The sequence below is a fragment of the Arthrobacter sp. M4 genome, from assembly GCF_020251205.1.
In the GTDB taxonomy this organism is placed as follows: domain Bacteria; phylum Actinomycetota; class Actinomycetes; order Actinomycetales; family Micrococcaceae; genus Arthrobacter.
The window spans coordinates 49,363-67,760 of sequence record NZ_JAIWYX010000012.1 but is presented as its reverse complement, the minus strand read 5'-3'; the positions used below and the strand labels follow the sequence as shown (position 1 = coordinate 67,760).

Annotated in this window: 15 protein-coding genes and 2 pseudogenes; 12 read left to right on the top strand and 5 right to left on the bottom strand. The window is 60.6% G+C overall.

The annotated features are described in order from the left end of the window. Window positions 1–156 precede the first annotated feature (156 nt). On the top strand, window positions 157–558 hold the full coding sequence (locus tag LD110_RS18315) for a hypothetical protein (protein ID WP_225500847.1): 402 nt from the start codon (window positions 157–159) through the stop codon (window positions 556–558). Window positions 559–851: 293 nt separating this feature from the next. After that, window positions 852–1,604, top strand: coding sequence for a hypothetical protein (locus tag LD110_RS18310; protein WP_225500845.1), 753 nt, complete (start codon window positions 852–854; stop codon window positions 1,602–1,604). Window positions 1,605–1,860: 256 nt separating this feature from the next. On the opposite strand, the gene LD110_RS18305 is transcribed toward LD110_RS18310, so the two are convergent. Then, window positions 1,861–3,045 (bottom strand): pyridoxal phosphate-dependent aminotransferase, encoded by a 1,185-nt coding sequence (locus tag LD110_RS18305; protein ID WP_225500843.1) that lies wholly within the window; start codon window positions 3,043–3,045, stop codon window positions 1,861–1,863. Window positions 3,046–3,280: 235 nt separating this feature from the next. Here LD110_RS18305 and LD110_RS18300 point away from each other — a divergent pair, with 235 nt between their 5' ends. Together LD110_RS18300 and LD110_RS18295 are read left to right on the top strand one after the other, a co-directional pair. Then, a complete protein-coding gene (locus tag LD110_RS18300) occupies window positions 3,281–4,720 on the top strand; it encodes an MFS transporter (protein WP_225500841.1) in 1,440 nt (479 codons plus the stop codon). Further along, window positions 4,710–5,408 carry an aspartate/glutamate racemase family protein gene (locus LD110_RS18295; protein WP_225500839.1) on the top strand — a complete coding sequence of 233 codons (699 nt, stop codon included), beginning with the start codon at window positions 4,710–4,712 and terminating at the stop codon, window positions 5,406–5,408. Before LD110_RS18300 ends, LD110_RS18295 begins: the two co-directional genes overlap by 11 nt. Window positions 5,409–5,727: 319 nt before the next feature. Here the strand turns inward: LD110_RS18295 and LD110_RS18290 are convergent, their stop codons facing one another. The 3 genes and pseudogenes from LD110_RS18290 to LD110_RS18280 form a co-directional block, all read right to left on the bottom strand. Further along, window positions 5,728–6,729 carry a hypothetical protein gene (locus LD110_RS18290; protein WP_225500837.1) on the bottom strand — a complete coding sequence of 334 codons (1,002 nt, stop codon included), beginning with the start codon at window positions 6,727–6,729 and terminating at the stop codon, window positions 5,728–5,730. 252 nt (window positions 6,730–6,981) lie between these two features. After that, on the bottom strand, window positions 6,982–7,980 hold the full coding sequence (locus tag LD110_RS18285) for a serine hydrolase (protein WP_225500835.1): 999 nt from the start codon (window positions 7,978–7,980) through the stop codon (window positions 6,982–6,984). Between the two features lie 128 nt (window positions 7,981–8,108). Next, window positions 8,109–8,378: pseudogene (locus tag LD110_RS18280) on the bottom strand (hypothetical protein); the annotation flags it as partial. Between the two features lie 191 nt (window positions 8,379–8,569). Here LD110_RS18280 and LD110_RS18275 point away from each other — a divergent pair. Together LD110_RS18275 and LD110_RS18270 are read left to right on the top strand one after the other, a co-directional pair. Then, window positions 8,570–11,218 (top strand): Tat pathway signal sequence domain protein, encoded by a 2,649-nt coding sequence (locus LD110_RS18275; protein WP_225500833.1) that lies wholly within the window; start codon window positions 8,570–8,572, stop codon window positions 11,216–11,218. Between the two features lie 82 nt (window positions 11,219–11,300). Then, entirely contained in the window at window positions 11,301–11,903 is a 603-nt protein-coding gene (locus tag LD110_RS18270; RefSeq protein ID WP_225500831.1) for a dTMP kinase, read from the top strand. Here the strand turns inward: LD110_RS18270 and LD110_RS18265 are convergent. Beyond that, complete coding sequence (locus LD110_RS18265; RefSeq protein WP_225500829.1) at window positions 11,893–12,399, bottom strand: Lrp/AsnC family transcriptional regulator; 507 nt, start codon at window positions 12,397–12,399, stop codon at window positions 11,893–11,895. The two genes, LD110_RS18270 and LD110_RS18265, sit on opposite strands and share 11 nt — an antisense overlap. Window positions 12,400–12,506: 107 nt before the next feature. Between LD110_RS18265 and LD110_RS18260 the strand changes: the two genes are divergently transcribed. The 6 genes and pseudogenes from LD110_RS18260 to LD110_RS24105 form a co-directional block, all read left to right on the top strand. Continuing rightward, the gene (locus LD110_RS18260) at window positions 12,507–13,145 is read left to right on the top strand and encodes an AzlC family ABC transporter permease (protein WP_308012458.1); all 639 of its coding nucleotides are present in this window, start codon (window positions 12,507–12,509) and stop codon (window positions 13,143–13,145) included. Continuing rightward, window positions 13,138–13,527 (top strand): branched-chain amino acid transporter permease, encoded by a 390-nt coding sequence (locus tag LD110_RS18255; protein ID WP_225500827.1) that lies wholly within the window; start codon window positions 13,138–13,140, stop codon window positions 13,525–13,527. Before LD110_RS18260 ends, LD110_RS18255 begins: the two co-directional genes overlap by 8 nt. A gap of 406 nt (window positions 13,528–13,933) precedes the next feature. Then, window positions 13,934–14,413: a hypothetical protein gene (locus tag LD110_RS18250; protein WP_225500825.1), complete on the top strand. Its 480-nt coding sequence runs from the start codon at window positions 13,934–13,936 to the stop codon at window positions 14,411–14,413. A gap of 1,322 nt (window positions 14,414–15,735) precedes the next feature. After that, window positions 15,736–16,419, top strand: a complete 684-nt coding sequence (locus tag LD110_RS18245) for a hypothetical protein (protein WP_225500824.1) — start codon at window positions 15,736–15,738, stop codon at window positions 16,417–16,419. Between the two features lie 996 nt (window positions 16,420–17,415). Continuing rightward, a complete protein-coding gene (locus LD110_RS18240) occupies window positions 17,416–18,228 on the top strand; it encodes a hydrolase (RefSeq protein WP_225500822.1) in 813 nt (270 codons plus the stop codon). Window positions 18,229–18,250: 22 nt separating this feature from the next. Then, window positions 18,251–18,349: pseudogene (locus tag LD110_RS24105) on the top strand (CGNR zinc finger domain-containing protein); the annotation flags it as partial. Between the last annotated feature and the right edge of the window lie 49 nt (window positions 18,350–18,398).

The window sequence follows — 18,398 nt, the reverse complement described above, 5'->3', positions numbered from 1 at the left end:
CGAACGTGTAATGATCACTTTCTGGTCACTCTTGAGATATCGGTGACGACCCGGACTCCTGAGGGAAACTTGAGCCAATTTTGGGGACGGCCTTGATGCTGGTGAGGCATGCTCTCCCCAAGAACAACGGACCGCTGCAGGGAAGCAGGAAATCCGATGACAAACTCGGGCTTGGAAGCTTTAGTGCTATTTGGTCACTCCACGCCGGGCCTGCTCCTGGTAGGGGTTGGGCAGGCCATGGTGGTGGTCTGCGTGGCGTTCGACCTGGTCCGAGCGCTCTCCGTTCCTCGCTCGCATCGACGCTTTGTTGCCGCGACCATTTTCCGCACCCTCGCTGTGCCATCCATCGCCGTTACCGCCGTCGGCGTCCTTATAGACATGGCCTCAAAATCCTGGCTGAACGTCACATTGGGAACTTTCCTTATGGTTGCGCTGATCTTCCGATGGCACCATGACAAGGACGAGGACCACTGGTGGAAGGGCAAAGGCAAGAAGCTCGCCCGCTGGGCACGTCGCCTGGCCGGTCCCAGATGGGTCCCATCGCCGGCACGCGGCTAACGGCTATCGGCACGCGACTAAAAGCTAAGCCAACGAACTACCCCCTGTACCGGCTCGTGAGCCCGGGCGTATCCTGAAATTCAATTTGCCGCTTTGGGGGGTGGATTGATTTGTCGGTGGGCCTGAGAAGACGTGAACCCGGAAGGCGCAGTGGTGCATACCCGCGTCGGGCCTTTTTGGCTGTCCGGGCCGCCCTTTTGACGCTTCTCGGGGCCCTGGGTTTGATGCTGTGGTTCGCCGCGCCGTCGGAGGCGTTACCCCCACTGCCTGCGCCGACACCTTCGCTCAGCGGCGTGACCGAGACCGTAGACTCGGTGGCCGACTCGCTCCCGGCGGTTCCGGCTGTCCCGGTTGTTCCGGCTCTTCCGTCGCTGACGCCGGTGCTGGCCCCGCAGGATGTGCCGGCGCTACCGTCGGCGCTGACGCCGGTACTGCCCTCCATTCCTGCACTGCCGCCGGTGCCAGTCCCTGTCGCTGTGAGTGACGTGCCCATTGTCTCCGAAGTGCTCGGGGAGCTGCCTGACCTCCCGGTCGTCTCCGATGTGCTCCCGCTGCCCGGAGTGCCCGAGTTGCCGGGCGACGTGGTACCGCCGATTACGCTGCCGCCGGTGCTGGGCACCGATGCAAACGTACCCGACGTCGGCCTCCCGCCTCTTCCGGCAGCGTCGCCGGGAGCCGCGGCGGCGCCGACCACCACCGCCCAGCCACCCGCCGTCGTACTTGAAAATGCGACGCCAACGGCCCTGCCGCCGATCGCTGGCACTCCTCAACCGCAACCCCCAACCACTCCGGACCCCGCGGAATCCCAGCCCGCCGTGGCACCCGCATCCACCGACCCGATTCCCGGCGCACCGCCCCTTCCCATGGCGACGCCGAGTTCCCTCGCTCGGTCGGGCTCGGGCCAGGCTGGCAGTTCCGCCCCGGGGGCATCCGACCTTCCGAATGCCCTGTTCCCGCTGCCGCCGCCGCGAGCTGGGCCTGTGACGGACATGCAGTGGAAGGTACCACCGCAGCCTTCGTTCGATCCCGGGTCAAGACCTGACTGATGAGTGGTCCCTGCAATGGCAGGCACCACAACCTGTGCCAACCGGCGCAGGCGCAGAACATCAGTCAGGAGGCACACATGCTTCGTCAGATGCACCAACCCAGCCGCATCGTGGGAATTGGCAACTGGCCGAACAAAATCGGCAATTGGCCGGACCCGATGCACTCGAATACTTGGTGACATTTCATAACAACGACGCCGGCCGGGCGGTCAGACTGACCGCCCGGCCGGCGTCGTGGTACCCGGGGTCATTGAATCTAGCCGCGCACTTCAACGCGCGCGCCGGCGTCGTGCATCGCGGCCCGGAACCGCTCCCGCAAGAGCTCCAGCCGCTCCACCGGTTCGTTACTAAAGACCAGGCGAAGGTGCCGGTTGGCGACGGGACCACCCCAACCGGTCATCGCGGTAGCCGCTACACCATGGCTTAGCAGGGCGCGGGAGACGGCGGCAGGCTGGACGCCGTACTGGACCGTATCCAGGATCTGAGACCAGCCGCCTGCTGCTGGAACCATCGAGTAGGCGGCCAACGATTCGCAAAGGGCGTCACGACGGCGCTGCCACTCGACCACGCAGGCAGCCAAGCCGTCGTCGGGCGCTTCCAAAGCGGCCACCAAACCGGCCTGGGCGATCCCGCCGGCGGTAATTCCGTTGTAGATGTGAACAACAGACAGATCTGGCATCACCTCTGCGGGCGCCACTATCCAGCCGACGCGCCAGCCGATCATTCGCTGTTCCATGGAGGCTGCGCCGATGATCACGGTTCGCTCGCGCATTCCCGGCAGGGCCGACGGGCTCACCACCGGGCGGCCGTCGAACACGATGCCTTCCATGAATGCCCAGTACAGCAGCCACAGGTCCTGGTTGACGCAGAGGTGGGCGATCGCCGCCCATTCCTCGCTGTTGAGCACGTAACCGGCCGGGAATGACGGATTCTGCAGGAAGATTGCCCGTGTGCGGGACGAGACGGCGTCCACGAGTGCGTCGAGGTCCAGGCGCCATTCGCCGTCGCGGACAACCATGGGCACCAGGCGGGGAACGGCACCAGCCAGCCGCACGCGGTAGAGCATGCCCGCATAGGTGGGGTCAGTGAGGATGATTTCGTCGCCGGCGTCTGTGAGCGCCAGAAGTGCGTCGAGGAGGCAGTCGCCGTCACTGGCTGTCACCACCACTTCGGATTCCGGGTCGTAACTCACGCCGCTTCGCGCATGCACGCGGGCGGCGATGGCCCGCTTTGCGGCCAACTGACCTGTGAAGGGAAGGTAGGAATTGGCCGAGTCGACTCCAACGGCGGCGCGGGACGCGGCAATGGCGAGGGCCGGCGGGCGAAGGTCGGTGTCCAGGTTTTCGAGCCGCAGCATGTCCGGATCCTGGTCCGCGGCGGCTGCCACGACGTCGATGCTGAACCCCGCAACGTGGTTAAGACGGGCTGGCCTGGTCCTCATGACTGCCTCGATTCACCGAATCCGAAATCGCCGAGACCGGTGCGTGACTGTGCGCATCGCGTGGACACATTTTACCGCTGGGCCGGTCACAATCTGTTTCCCCACAACCACTAGCATTTTGGGATCCCAAAGTGTAATCTGGCTCACATTCCTATATACGAGATTTTGATTTCGTATTACGGAAGGCATCCGAGTGGCACGGGTGCCCCCTTCAGAGCTCAAAGAGGAGCCCCCTGTGGACAGAGAAGCTTCCGCAATCAACACGGGATCGCGAACCGGATCCCTGGCAAAACAAATCGAAGGCGCCTACCAACGGATCGGCGTCACCGGCGCACACCGCCAAATCGTGTTCATGATCCTGCTCGGCGTCTTCTTCGATGCCCTTGAGCAGAATGCCGTCGGCATCACCGGACCCGTACTGCGCCAGGCGTGGGGGCTTGGCGCTGCGGAAATCGGCCTGCTCAACACCATGACCTTCACCGCGACGGCCTTGGGGCGCCTGGCCACCGGGTTGATCGTGGACAAGTACGGCCGACGACAGATGCTGGTCATCAACCTCATGATCTTCGCCGGCGGCTCGCTCCTGTGTGCCGTCGCGCCGAATTACCCCATCCTTGCGGCCGGCCGCTTCGTCGTCGGTTTTGGCCTGGGCGGTGAGATCGCCGTAGCGGTGATCATGATGGCTGAGTTCTTCGCAGCCAAATACCGCGGCACCGCGGTCGGACTGATCAACGTCACCGCTGCGGGTTTGGGCAACATGCTTGCGCCGGCTTTCGGCATTTTGGTCTTCACGCTCTTCGACGGACCGGACAAGTGGCGTTGGGTCTTCGGCCTGCTGTTCGTCCCTGCACTCCTGGTGATGTTCTTCCGGCGGTTCGTCCCCGAGACCCCGCGGTTCCTGGCTTCCAAGGGCCGGATCGATGAGGCGAACGTGGTCATCACGCGGCTTGCCCGCAACAAGCTCTCCGGCCGCATAGACGACCCCGAGCAGTTCATCACCGCCGCGCCCGACCCTGTGGAGGCAAAGTCCTCGGGCCACTGGAGGGACGCCCTTCGCGGCAAGCTGCTCAAGCGCACGGTCCTGCTGTGCATCGCGGTCTGCATGTCATACGCGGCACAGATTTCCATGCTCACGCTCATGCCGACCATCCTTGTTGCCCGAGGCTACGCCGTGAACACAAGCCTGTGGTTCACGCTGATCATGCAGTCCGGCTCACTGGTGGGAGCCGCGACGGCCGCTTACCTCGCCAGCCGACTACCGCGGAAGAAGGTACTCACCGCAGCGGCCATCCTCGGCTGCGCTGCCGGGCTGTCCATGGCTTTCCTCGCCAACGACATCGTCCTGGTGGTCATCTTCGGCGCCCTCTTCAACTTCGCCGTGATCATCCTCAACACCACCATCTGGCTCTTCGCGCCGGAGCTCTACCCCACCCGTACCCGCGGCTTCGGTACCTCGATCATCCTCGCGGCAGGCTCCCTTTCCGGTGGCCTCTTCCCGCTGATCTCCGGAGCCATATTCGACGCCGCCGGGCTGGGAGGCATGTTCACCACCCTGGCGATCCTGTTCTGCGTCCTCGCAGTCGCAGTGCAGTTCCCGCCGGAGACGTTCGGCAAGCCGCTGGAGGAAGACAGTCCCACTGATAATGATGAGGAGGCCGCAATCTATGGGCACTAGGAACACGGTCCTGTTGGTCAACCCGAACAGCAACAGCAAGACCACGGCGATGATGGCGGAGCTTGCTGCTGCACAATTGGAGCCGCACGGTTTTGACGTTGTTGGGCTCACTGCGGCTGCGGGTCCGGCAATGATCATCGACCCCGGTGCCCTGGCCGAGTCCCAGCCGCACGTGCGTTCCGCGGTGCTGGACTACCTGTCAGGGCCAGACTTATCAGGGCGCGACGGCGGTTCCGTCGCCGGAGTGATTGTGGCCGCCATCGGCGACCCGGGCCGAGCGGAGCTTCACGAGGCACTGGAGCTCCCGGTGGTCGGTATCGGGCAGGGTTCCATTCACGCGGCTGCCCGGGGAAACCGAAAGTTTGGAATGGCGACAAGCACACCCTTGCTGGCTGAGTCACTGGAAAAGCTTGTTGCTGCGCACGGCAAGTCGGAGTTGTTCACCGGCGTCCGGCTCACCGATTCTGAGCCCCTGGTACTGGCTGCCGATCCGGAACGCCAATACCTGGAGCTGGCTGCCGCCGTCGAGCAATCCACGCTGGACGGCGCCGAAGCGGTAATCATTGCGGGCGGTCCCCTCAGCGCCACCGCGCTGCGATTGGCCCAAACCACTACGGCGGAAATCGTCCAGCCGGTGCCGAGCGCCTGCCGGCTGTTGCTCGAACGGCTTGGAGTTGCCGTCCCTTAGGCGGCACGTTCAGTGCAGTAAGCTGCCGCCCGCGTCCCCGGTTGGGGTGCGGGCGGCTCCCGCTTAGGCGTCCAAGGCGTCCCGCCGGACCCAGGAATAAACAATCGCGGTATCGACAATCAGGTCAAAACAAATGAAAGCAAAGATGAGAGCTATATGAGTCCCTGATACAGCCAGAGCAATCAGGACGCCGAGGAAAACTGAAGCAGAGATCCAGTTGTAAATGCGCCTTCGTCCAGTTGCGATTCTGGCCTCACGTAGCTCGTGAAAATAGTGAAGCATGGTGTTCATCCCTGTATCTCCATTAGTCCAGAGGAGCCTACCTGCAGTAGCCACCGGTGTATCGGAAAGCCATTGCGCCTATGGGCGCGGGTGCCAGGCGTATGCATTCACCTCTGGCATTTGCAATGGCAGCTTGCAGCGCAATCTGAACGGCGGAGGCGGCACACGCCGAAAGCCCCACAGGAAGTCCAGCTGACAGTCTTGAGCAGACCCTCAGAACACCGGCGGCGGATTGCGAGATGGCAGTCTCTTGTCTGTTGAATTCGACAACTGGGAAAATCCCCACCCAACCGAATTGAGGATCGGCAACTACTGGAAAAACTGTGTCCTTGGTGATTTTGACGTGTTGAATGAGTCGGTTACCTTCAGCTGAGTATCGGGTTTCAATCGACCTTCCTACTGCATCGCGGGCCCACGGAGCGGCAACATAATTTAGGACTTCGCTATTGTCGTTCATGACCACAGCGGAGCCGTCACTCGCGATGCTTATCTTTGCCGGACTGCCGTTGAACGTAATCTCAAAAGAAAATGCGCGCGGAGCCGTCGAGCCATTTAGAACTACAAACGCTGCCCCCGAATCGTTCCCTCGCTGGGCAAAAACATACGAATGGCTGGCATTTGGGGAAACCGTTGCTGACTGAACATTTCCGATCGCTCTCCTCTCCAACTTTCCGGTCATAACCGACACTGGACTCACGGTCATCGTCATGTCTTGTGAGGCAACGATGCTCATCGATCCGTCTTCTCCGAACTCAACTCGCTGCTTCTTGTCCTCGGCAGGCGTTTGAAAGGAACTGAGGCTTTGGGCATCTTGGAAAGGTCCAGCATCAAGTACGCGTTCTAGGGCGTCAGAATCCCGCGCTTGCGCCGCGCTCGCGGCAGGAGCGGCAACATCGACGCCGGACACCGCTAGGATCGCGCTAAGGACTCCGAACCCGAACTTTCGGGCCGGTGCCGACTTCAAGGATCGCCTTTGGAGTGAACGATCCTCGGTGACGCCGAGAAGACGAAACTTCGAAACACCTGCAGTCTTTTTCATTTCGTTGCCCCATTCCTGATCTGATCCCAAATGGTTTCGGGATCGTGCAGTCAAGCTAGGGCCCAGAACCGCATCTAGGTGTCCGGATCAGCGAAAATAGGTGGCGCTAAAGTTGGGTCTAGGTGGTAAAAACCCCTAAATTCCGGGACCGGCAACAAGTCGCCTAGGTGGTGGCGCCACGGCGTCTAGGTGGTGCTGCACGTACCTGGACGCAAACGTGAGGACGTGGCGTGCCGCGCTACGCTGCTCAGCCTAGAAGAGGCCGGCGACCACGGCCCGGGTCAGCTGATGGATGACTTCCGCGCGGTCTGCGGCGTCGTCCCAGCCGGAACCACTGGTGTAAACAACAAAGGCAAAGGCGCGGGCACCTTGAGTGAGAATTGCCGCGTCGTGGAGTTCCTGGTCGAGCAGTCCGTACTTGTGGAATACCGTTATGCCCTCTGGTACGGCCGCTGGGATGAGGTCCTCATAGTTGGTGTTGGTCATGTACGTCAACAATTGCGCGGTATCTTCTTGGTTTATCAGTTTGCCCGAATAAAGGTCCGCCAAGATGGTTGCCATTTCCGCCGGAGTCAGGCAGTTTAGTTCGGGCTCATAACTAACACCGATAGATGCCGCGTAGTCCCGCAATTTCTCATAGCCGACCGCGTCCATAATCATTGCCCACGAGTCGTTGTCACTATTCTGGATCATCTCCCGGATTTGCCACCCTGACGTGGATTCCCCCAGTGGATCGTCCAAAGAGGCTTCTCCTATTTCGACCAAGTGGTAATAGGCGGCAGCGGCAAGAACCTTGGCCGTGCTGGCAGCCTCGAATGGCTCGGTAACGCCAAATTCGTGGACCGCGCCATCGGACAGATCGATCAGTGCGGCGCCGACCTCGAAGTAGCTGTGGTCGAGGATGACACTGTTGATTTCACCCGCGAGCGCGGGCCGGATCGTTTGTGCAGGTGCTTCCAGCCTCGCCACCGGGGGTTGCGCCACCGCTGCCGGCCGTTCTGCTACCGCTGCCTGCGGCTGCGTCACAGGGTCCTGCGGTTCCGCGGAGGGAGCTGCAGTGGCCGTCCGGGGGGCCGACGACGGCCACGCCACTACCGTCGTCGACCTCGCGGCGGCTGTGGACAGGAACGTAACCGTCAACCCAATGCCGAGTGTGGTCGCGGATAGGAACGCGACGAAGCGGAGGAGGGTCGCAAGACCCACACCACGACTGCGCTCCATTGTTACCCCCAAGCGGACTTGATTGATCATGACAGGTGGTCCAATGGTCCACACTGCCCAAATGCCAAGCAAGGGTTTGCCGCTCAAGAATCGCACAAGAAAGTACCGCCCGCATCGGGTGAGGATGCGGGCGGCACCTTAGTGCCGGCGTCGGGCGTTTAGCGGGGGTCACCCACGTACGTGACCGATGGCATGGCTGGGGTTTCCATGCCGGCACCGATGAAGAAGCTGGGGTGCGGAGGCTGGTTGTAAGCCACGTTCTCGCGAGCCACGGCCGTCCGATACATGGGGTCGTGCATCAGGGTGCGCAGGCGCATCTCGGTCGGAGCCGTGGTTGTGTAGATCCGCAGTTCGGTGCTGTCCGACGACGGCCACGCGATTTCTTCACGCCAGTCACCCAGGATGTCGGCTTGGATGGACGCGGTGCCGCAAAACATGCGGGTCAAGCAAATTCGAACAAAATCTATCAAGACGCTGCGCGAAAGTGGTGATTGCGCTTTCCCTCAGCTTGGACTAGATTTTTTGTCCATCGAGAAAGCGATTTCCCACTACACCGACCTTCGCCCGTTGCGCTACTGACTTGTTCACTTTTGTGTGAATCTTCCTTTTGGAGGAAACAATGACACCGCCCACTGACATCCGATGGCTGGACGGCGTGCCGCCCACAAAGTTGAGCGGCGGCACCACGTGGGGCATGCCATTCGCGCGGGGAACCGTGTCCGGTGCCGCCGCCATTTCAGTCCGCGACGCCTCCGGCGCTCACGTTCCCTCCCAGTCCTGGCCGCTTGCCACCTGGCCCGACGGTTCCCTGAAGTGGGCCGGCATCGCGCTGCCCGCCACTGACTCGCCGTCCGCTCACTACAGCGTTGCAACAGACTCAGCGTCCGACGTCAGGACCTCCTCTGCGGCGACGGTCGCCGTCGTCGAAACCGCCGACTCAGTCCACATCACCACCGGAAAGATGGAGGCCGTCATCGAGCGCTCCGGCCCAACAATTTTCCGGTCCCTGTCGAGGGACGGCACCGTGGTAGCCCGGGACGGCAGGCTGGTCAGCCTTCGGCAGGACAGTGTGGTTGAGGGTCCGGGCACTGTTTCTCGTGAACCATTCACCGGCATGGTGTCGTCCGTGACCGTGGAGCAGAACGGACCTGTACGGGCAGTGGTGCGGGTGGAAGGCAGGCACAGTCCTGATGCGGCGGAGCCTGGAAGCCAGAACTGGCTGCCATTTGTGGTCCGGCTGTACTTCTACTCCGCTGCCAGCTCTGTCCGAATGGTCCACTCATTCGTTTGGGATGGTGACGCCGAGCACGATTTCCTGGCGGGCCTCGGCGTGCGGTTTACAGTGCCGCTGCGCAGTGAACTCCACAACCGGCATATCCGAATGGCTGGTGCGGACGGCGGCTTCCTGGTGGAATCCGTTCGGGGGCTCACCGGGCTGCGCCGGGACCCGGGCGTGGAGGTCCGCCGAGCCCAAGTGGAGGGCAGACCGACTCCGCCTTTGGAGGAATGGAGCGAACTTGTCTCCACGAGGCTCCATTTGATCCCTGAGTGGAGTGACTACACACTCACTCAGTTGACGTCGGATGGTTTTGATCTGCGGAAACGCACCAGGGAAGGCCACGCCTGGGTTGGCATCTCCGGAGGCACCCGGGCGGCAGGATTCTGCTCGCTCAGCGATACCCGCGGCGGCTTCGCGGTGGGGATCCGGGACTTCTGGCAGTCGCATCCCGGGCAGCTGGATATCCGGGACGCAGGCTCGGACGAAGCCACCATGACTGCCTGGCTGTACTCCCCCGAAGCCCAAGCCATGGACCTGCGCTTCTACCACGACGGTTTGGGCCAGGACACGTTTGAAGAACAGCTCGAAGGCCTGGAAATCACGTACGAGGACTACGCGCCGGGGTTCGGGAACCCACACGGCATCGCCCGGACGCACGAGCTGACCCTTTTCGCCTATGAATCCACGCCAGCAACGGAGGAGTTGGCTGCGGATGCCGCCCAGGCCGCCAAACCCGCCCTGCTGCAGGTCGCTCCCGAGCACCTCCACTCAACTGGGATCTTCGGCGACTGGGCCCCCGTGGACAGGAGCACGCCGGAGAGGGCCGAGTTGGAAGACAAACTCAACTTCCTGTTCGAGTTCTACGAAGGACAGCGTGAGCAACGCCGCTGGTACGGCTTCTGGAACTACGGCGACGTGATGCATACCTACGACTTCGATCGGCATGTCTGGCGTTACGACGTGGGTGGGTATGCGTGGGACAACTCCGAGCTCTCCCCTGACTTGTGGCTCTGGTACATGTATCTACGATCCGGTCGGGCGGATGTGTTCCGCTTCGCAGAGGCCATGACGCGCCACACCGGAGAGGTGGACGTCTACCACCTTGGGCCGTGGAAAGGCCTCGGCTCCCGGCACAACGTGCAGCATTGGGGCTGTAGCGCCAAGCAGCTCCGCATCAGCAACCCGGCTTACCGGCGGTTCTACTACTACCTCACCACCGACGAGCGCACGGGTGACCTGCTCACCGAACTCATAGACAGCGACCGCAACTTCCTCGGCTTGGACCCCGTCCGCAAGGTCCGCCCGGACAGCGCCACCTACCGGCCGGAGCGCGGCGCGCTTGGCGTTGGCCTCGGCACGGACTGGGGTTCCCTGGCCGCAACGTGGCTGACGGATTGGGAGCGAACAGGCAACCCCTGGTCCCGGGACCGGCTCCTGGGAACCATGGCGGACATCGGTGCGTTGAAGTACGGCTTCCTCACCGGTGAGGCGCTTTACAACCTGGACACCGGAAGGTTCGACGCCGGCAGGGAACAGATCAGCGTCTCCCACCTGAGTGCCGTGTTCGGTTTGGTGGAGATCTGCAGCGAACTCATCGATCTGGTGGACGATCCGACGTTTGAGCAGGCCTGGCTGCAGTACTGCCGCTTGTTCCTCGCCGCGCCGGAAGAACAGCTTTCAGAAGTGGGCGAGGCATTGTCAGGCATCCACCTGACGCAGGCACATAGCCGTTTGTCCGCCTACGCTGCGGCCCGCTTGGGTTCCACTGAGCTCGCGGCGTTGGCCTGGGAGAAATTCTCTGAAGGCGGCGAACATCTCAACCACGGATCGGCCTTCACACTGCAGAAGATCCAGCCGCCGCATGTGCTCCTTCCCGTGGACGAGGCCCCCACCGTATCCACCAACGATGCCTCCCAATTCGGGTTGGCCGTCATCCAGAACCTGGCCCTTGTGGGTGAGCATCTCGTGAAGGACCCTGCCCGCGCGTAGCGTGACGTCCCTCTCTTTACGGCTCCACTTCGGGGCGATGCCGTAGGGTGGGTCGTTCGAACAAATGAGCGAAGGAGGGCACGTGCTCATAGTTCTGACGGGAATTGACGGTTCAGGAAAAACGACGGCGGCCCACGCCCTGGCTGAATTCGCGCGGGCTGAGGGGCGAGTAGCGATTGTTTTCAGCAACCACGCCGGACGGCGACGGATATCGCTGATTGGCGCCAAACTCGGTTTCTTACTTCCGCCTCGGTTGTCCGACGCGGTGGAAACAGTGATTCGAGTGGGCAACGTGCTGGTGTCCCATGTCCGGACTTGTTGGTTTTTCCGGATGCACAAGGCTGGGTTGGTTGTCATGGACCGCCATCTGCACTGCCAGCTGGCTTTGCGGGAAATGCGTGGCCTTCCAGCTGGGTGGCTCCTGCCCCGGTTCCTGGAACTGCTGCCTCAGCCTGATGTTGTGGTGCACCTGGACGTCGAGCCCGGGGTGGCGCATCAGCGGATCCTTGCCCGCGGGACGGATGAGGAGTCCGTGGCGGACTTGAAGGCCCTGCGGGAGGCCTACCGTCTGCTACCGCATTACGCCGGGTTCCTGAAAGTTGATGCGAACGGCTCGCCGGACGAAGTGCTTCGCAAGCTCACTGATGCTATCGACGCCCGGGGCCGGCTAAGCTTCAGCGTTTGATGGTCTTCATCGTGAACCGGGAACTCATCTTCTGGATTCCGGGGATAGCCAGCAACTTCTCGCTGAGGAACTCCTCGTAGGCCTCCAGGTCCGCGACGGCGACGCGCACAAAATAGTCAGGTGAGCCGAAGAGCCGATGCAGTTCCGTCACCTCCTCGAACTCAGCCATCGCATTCTCGAAGCCGAACACTATCTCCCGGCTGAAATTGGTCAATTCAATATCCAGGATGACCTCGAAGCTGCGCCCGATCGCTTGTGGGTCGATGTCCGCCTTGTACCCGCGGATCACGCCCAAGGACTCCAACCGCTGCACGCGGCGCAGGCACGGGCCAGGTGTCAGGTTGACCTGGTCCGCGAGGTCAACGTTCGAAATGCGCCCGTCGCGTTGAAGAACCTCAATAATTGCACGATCAATAGAGAATCCATGACTATATGTTGCTCTCTGTGGAGTAGATTGAGCAATGTTTGCAATCAAATATTGGGTCGATTTTGCCATCCTTGAAGGGTGACAAACGATGTGCAAGCTTTGGCGGAGCCAACCGTCTTTCCCGAGGAAATGAGATCCTCAAAGGCGTACGAAACTCCCTCGCCGCAGGACTGGGGATGTACCCGCTGGGGGTGGCATTTGGCTTGCTGGTGATGCAGGCGGGCCTGCCGTGGTGGGTTGCCCCGGCATTGTCGATTGCCGGATTTGCGGGTTCGTTGGAGCTGCTCCTGATCGGCATGATGGTCGCGATGACGCCCCTGGCCACGGTGGCGCTGACCACCTTGCTCGTCAATTTTCGCCACGTGTTCTACGCTTTCTCCTTCCCGCTGAGCATCGTGAAGAACCCGTTGGCGAAGTTCTATTCGTTGTATGCGCTCATCGACGAGGCGTACGCCGTGACTGCGGCTTCCCGGGAGACATGGACCCCTTGGCGTCTCCTCAGCATGCAACTTGCTTTCCAGTGCTACTGGGTATTCGGCGGATTGACCGGGGTTGCCATCGCCGCACTGACGCCCGGCCACATCGAAGGGCTCGAGTTTGCCCTGTGCGCCCTGTTCATCACGCTCACCCTGGACGCTGCCCGAACCCGCCAGCAGGTCCCATCAATAGTGCTGGCGGGGCTGAGTTTCACGTTTGCACTGATTGTTTCTCCGGATCAGGCCCTGTTCGTGGCCCTGGTGATGTTCCTCTTACTGCTGCTGGTCCGCTTCGGCCTGGACCGTCGTCGTACTCGAAAGGTGAGCACTGATGCCTGATACCGGCTACATCCTTGTGATCCTCGCGACGGTCTTCGTCATTACTTTTGCCCTGCGGGCGGTGCCGTTCGCTGCGCTGAAGGCCCTCCGCGATTCCACGCTGGTGAAGGTGCTTTCGGTGTGGATGCCTGTCGGCATCCTAGGCATCCTGGCTGCGTCAACCCTCCGCGGCACCATCATCGCCGACCCGCCGTCCGCCAGCCTGGCCGTCGTCGCAGTAATTACGACGGCGGCAACCCACCTCCTCGGCGGGCGTCGCACCTTGTTGAGTGTCGGCGTCGGGACGTTGACGTATGTCGTGCTGGTTAATGTTTTCCAATGGGCTTGGCTGCTCCGGCGTTCATCAGGACCGCGATCGTGGCCATTCCTATGCATCCGATGATCCAGAGCAGGGCTGGAAAAGATGCGGCAACGCTGTGCCGACGGCGCCGTTGAAGACTCCGCTGCAAAGCACCGACAACACTCATTGATGCACCTTACATGTCCACAAACACAGCATTCATGACACTCAATTTCTGCCCCTAACCACTCATCCTCCCTAGCCTTCCCTCCACACGCAGTTACCAACATCGTTGGGGGGAGGAAGGAATGATGGAGACAACTACACTGGCGGCAACGCTCGCACTGGGGAGGCCATCTACACTGGCTCACTCGCATCGGGAGAGGCGGTCCGCGTGGTTCGGTATGAAAGCCCCGTCGATCCATTCGAGACGTCAGAGAGGGCGCCCAACGTAGACACGACGGCCTGGGATTGGACGTCTAACTATTCAGAGGACAACCCGGGCATAGTGGATGCTTCGATCACAAAGAACCAGATTGAATTGAGTTCCGGATCAATGAGGCCAAGTCTTGCGGTCGCCACCACGAAGCACTCGATCAGTATCAGTTGGCGGAGAGTCAATAAGGAGAATTCCTACCAAGTGTTCCGCGATGGGCGTCTGGTAGCAGATGAACTCAAAGATGCTTTCTCAGAGGGCAATCTCAAGCCAAATACGAATTATGAATACCAAATCATTGAGAGCGGGAATCAGCCCTCTGCCGAAAGACTACATCAAAGAACTTTCAGAGTCACAACATCAAGTGAAACCCGCCCGACACTCTTGGCTTACCAGCCTTACACGAATGCCGTAGAATATAAAACTTTCATTCCCGACAATCGAGTCTCCCTGGACCTTGCAGGCGCCTTTAGCTGCGATGTAGTAGGTCAAAGTGGCTGGGAATTTGGTGGAGATAATCTGAACTGGGGTAATCCGGATTCTCTGGACTGATTGAAATGGTGGGATGGCGCTTTCAGGCTCCTGCTCACGAGGCTTGTGCCCGCTTCAATACCAATGGATGGGACACCTGGAAAACTCTTACCCAACGTCCGAACGCTGGATTTACCTGCCTTTTTGAGCCAGTTTGCCCCACAGACAACATAAGCGTCTCCCAAGTCGGGTGAAGACCCTGATTCGTCTCCAGGCTTCCCACGTCTATGTCAGCTTCATGGCGGGTTCAGCGATTGCAACGTCTTTGTACCTTTTTGGAATATCCGTACAACCTCCGAGTCCTGAAAGCGTTTTGTTTAGCTACGCTCTCGGGTTCGGAGTCGTATTGCTAATGACGCAGGGTCTGTGGGGACCCACTCTGACCTGGTGTACTCGTTATCAGGTTCCCAAAGTCCTGCTGCCAGTCTCCTTTTCCGTTGCAACCGTAGCATGCACGGTTTTATTGGGAATTGTTGAGATGGCCGTACTTCGCTCGACCGCCGCATCGATGCTAATCGGCATCTACCTTGTATCTGTTGCTCTTTCCGGAGGAACGATATTCGTGGTTTGGGATCTCGCACGGAACCACTAAACAGGCCCACTAACTCATGCCGGTGGAGAGCGAGTCTGCGTCCCCGTAACTAACCCAGCTCACCCATGTCAGCGCATTCAAGGCAGCTTGCGCGTTGTGTCCGCGGCCGCACGGCACCAACCCGCAGTCGGGGGGAACATAGGCGTCCTGGCCCGGCATACTCGGCGGCGGTGCACCTTTGCGGGATGCACAAGCTGACGCCTACGTCGTAGGTCGGTAACTCTCCTGCCAGGAGCTCACTACTATCTCCGCTCGCCTCGATGACGGCCAAGAGCTTTCGGGACTCGCCGAGATCTTTGTGGGCCACGCCTTCCACCCATCCTCCCGCTATCAATTGACGACGCCGATGCACGTGTCGAGCGACCGTGACTGAGCAGGTGTCGTGTCTAGCGACGGGACGGAGGACGATCGGCTTACCGGTTCGCGGGGTCAGAAAATCACTGTGCAGCTTGGAAACGGCCGCTGCAGTTGGTGATCTAGCCAATCCAAAAGCGGTTCCTTCCCACAGCAGATGCCATCCAACACTCAATTTCAGTCTCAAAATCCGCCTAGAAGCACCTAATTCTCTGCCAAAGGCCACTCAATTCGCGTCCAAAGTCCACCTAACGATGATTTCGAGGCTTAGGTTCTCGTGTACCAGCCATTTTGCCTACGTCGTCCATATAGGAGCGACGTAGAAGTTGGGTTCGGGCATCTGGCTGTGTTACGCGCCGTTCCTTCGGCGGTGCTTGGCTCGCTTGCTCCTGCCGGGGTGAGTGAAATCTCAAGATTGGGGATTTGCATGTTTCACAAAACAAGCTCATGGAAGCAAATCTGGCGCGTAATCTCCACGTTCACGGCGGTCCTTGCCGTCCTTCTTGCTTCAGTCATTCCGGCGAATGCCGCAGCCACGCGGACGGTCGTACCGGTCGATTCAGGGGTTGCGCTGCTCCAGCCAACTCAGGCACAGAAAATGGAGGCGATGAAACGCCTGGAGCAGTCGCGATCAGCGGACCCGACCGGCTTCGCAAAACGGCTTGGCATAATCCAGAGTTCCAAGACTCTAACCACGTTCCTCGCCTCGGATATTCGCTTCGACAGTCAACTTCAACAGGAATTCCTAGCGGCCATGATGCCTACCGATGTACTCGAATCCTTGGTCGTGCTGACGGAAACTGGGTATCTGACGCTCGCAGTCAAGGACGGGCCAAGCGGCTCCAAGGTGGCGAAGATTCATAAGTCAAAGCCTGCGATGATGGGAGGAGGCCTTCGGGGCATGTCCATGAGGCCAATGTTTCCGCAGTGCCCGGCCGCTTGGGCAGCTCTGTGGGCTTGGTGGGGCACCAACGCTGCATTTTGTGGTGCCATGGGCTTCTTTGGACCAATGGCGGCGCTAGGATGCTCTGCCGCCATGGCAATTGCTGGGTCCGTGATCGACTTCAATAGGGGTTGCTGATGAACACGAGAATGCGGAGGACTGCACGAAACTATTGGCTAGTCTTAGCCGCTATGTACGGGCTCACCTTGAGTGTCGTAGCGATGGCAGAGTGGCCGTGGCCGTTAATGATGGTGGCTTCCTTCATCCTGTTCGGCATCTTGCAGGGCGTCAGTTACCGGCAGATAGGCCGTAAGGTTCAGGGGAGGCTCGCGACGGCAAGCCCGGGAGTCGGCGTTATTGCTGGACTCTTCGGGGCAGCAGCAATTCTCCTTCGCGGAACCGGAGTTGCAATATGGGCAGGACCCCTTCTAGGCGTGCTCACTTTCATCGGTATTTTCCTGTATCTTCAACGCTTCGGACGCTTCCACCGAGGCCCCTCCGAAACGACTACGTGACCAAAGATTCGGGGAGGAGACTGACCGTCTCCTCCCCGACTAGCGTTAGTCAGAAGCAACAGGGCGAGAGATTGTATTTTCGAGCACCACATCGGAAGCTCAGGCGAGAGCCTTGATTGGAACTGCACTGCGGTGGCGCGCGGTGTGGACATCCACCATCCAAAACTTGATGGTGCTGATCGCGGGGCTTCACATCTGCGCCCTGTGTGAGCTCATCACTGCTGTGCAGGTTGGGACTGCGCGGCGACCTAGACGCTACGGCGGTTAGTCACCTTGAGCATTGTGTTTGTGAGCATTAGCCCCGACTCCGCTCTGATTGTCAGAAGTCACGGCTAGGCCCTAACGGCTGGATTTACGAGCCGGTTTAGTGTCGCGCGCGCGGTTTGGCCCCTGTTGGCATGAGGCCGGGAATCACGGCCATGAGAATGCTGCCCAGCCACGCCGCAGAAGCGATGGCCGGATTACAGTTCCGGGCCGCACAGATCTCCAACTTTGCACTTGATACCGCGAGGATTCTCTTCCTAGGCACTTTCTCGTGCCATAGTCTGGGCACGCCATCCTGCGGCCGAAGATGAAGAAGGCTGGAACGCACGACACTAGACATGAGAAGGGACCCACCGTGCTGATCTGTGCAACCTGCGCCGTCGAACGCGACGGATCCATCCCGGAAGTCTGCCCGATCTGCGCCGATGAGCGGCAATATGTTCCCGAGGGCGGACAAAAGTGGCTCACGCTGGGCGGGCTGGAGCAGGCGGGCCAGCAGGCATTGTTAAAAGAGAACGAGCCGGGACTTATCGGGATCACGACGGAGCCAAAAGTCGGAATCGGCCAGACCGCCCAGCTTGTGGTGACGGATGAGGGTTCGCTGCTGTGGGATCCGGTCGGATATGTCGATGACAGCGCCGTAAAAGCCGTTCTCGATCGAGGCCCGGTCCTCGCGATCGCCGCTAGCCATCCACACATGTTCGGCGTGCAGGTCGAATGGTCGCATCGGCTCGGTGGCGTACCTGTACTTGTAGCCGACGTAGACCAGCGATGGCTGGGGCGCAACGATCCGGTCATCGAGTACTGGTCGGGCAGTCGGACTCTCGCCGAAGGGTTGACTCTTCACCAGACTGGAGGGCACTTCCCGGGCAGCGCGGTGGTGCACTGGGCCACAGGAGCTGGCGGCAAAGGAGTACTGCTGACCGGTGACAGCGTGTTTCCGAATCCAGACCGCCGCTCCATCGCCTTCATGCGCAGCTACCCGAATCATTTGCCGCTATCCGGCACGGTGGCGCTGCGAATCGCCGCGCAGCTCGGAGAGCTCAAGTTCGACCGGATCTACGGCAACTTCAACAATGTCATCGCGTCCAGAGCCGAGGCCATTCTGCACGATTCCGCCCAACGGCACGCTGCCTGGGCGCGAGGAGACTACGACCATCTGACCTGAACGGTCCGTTACTCGCAACCCCCACCGTTGCTGGTGCACGCCCAGCATCTGCGGCCACCGGGCACGCGTCGCCGGCTACTACCTTCGCCACAAGGATGACGAAGCCAAGGCGGCAATGTAACTCTCTTGGCGACCAGCAGCTATGTGCTGCCTGCGTCCCATCTTTGGTA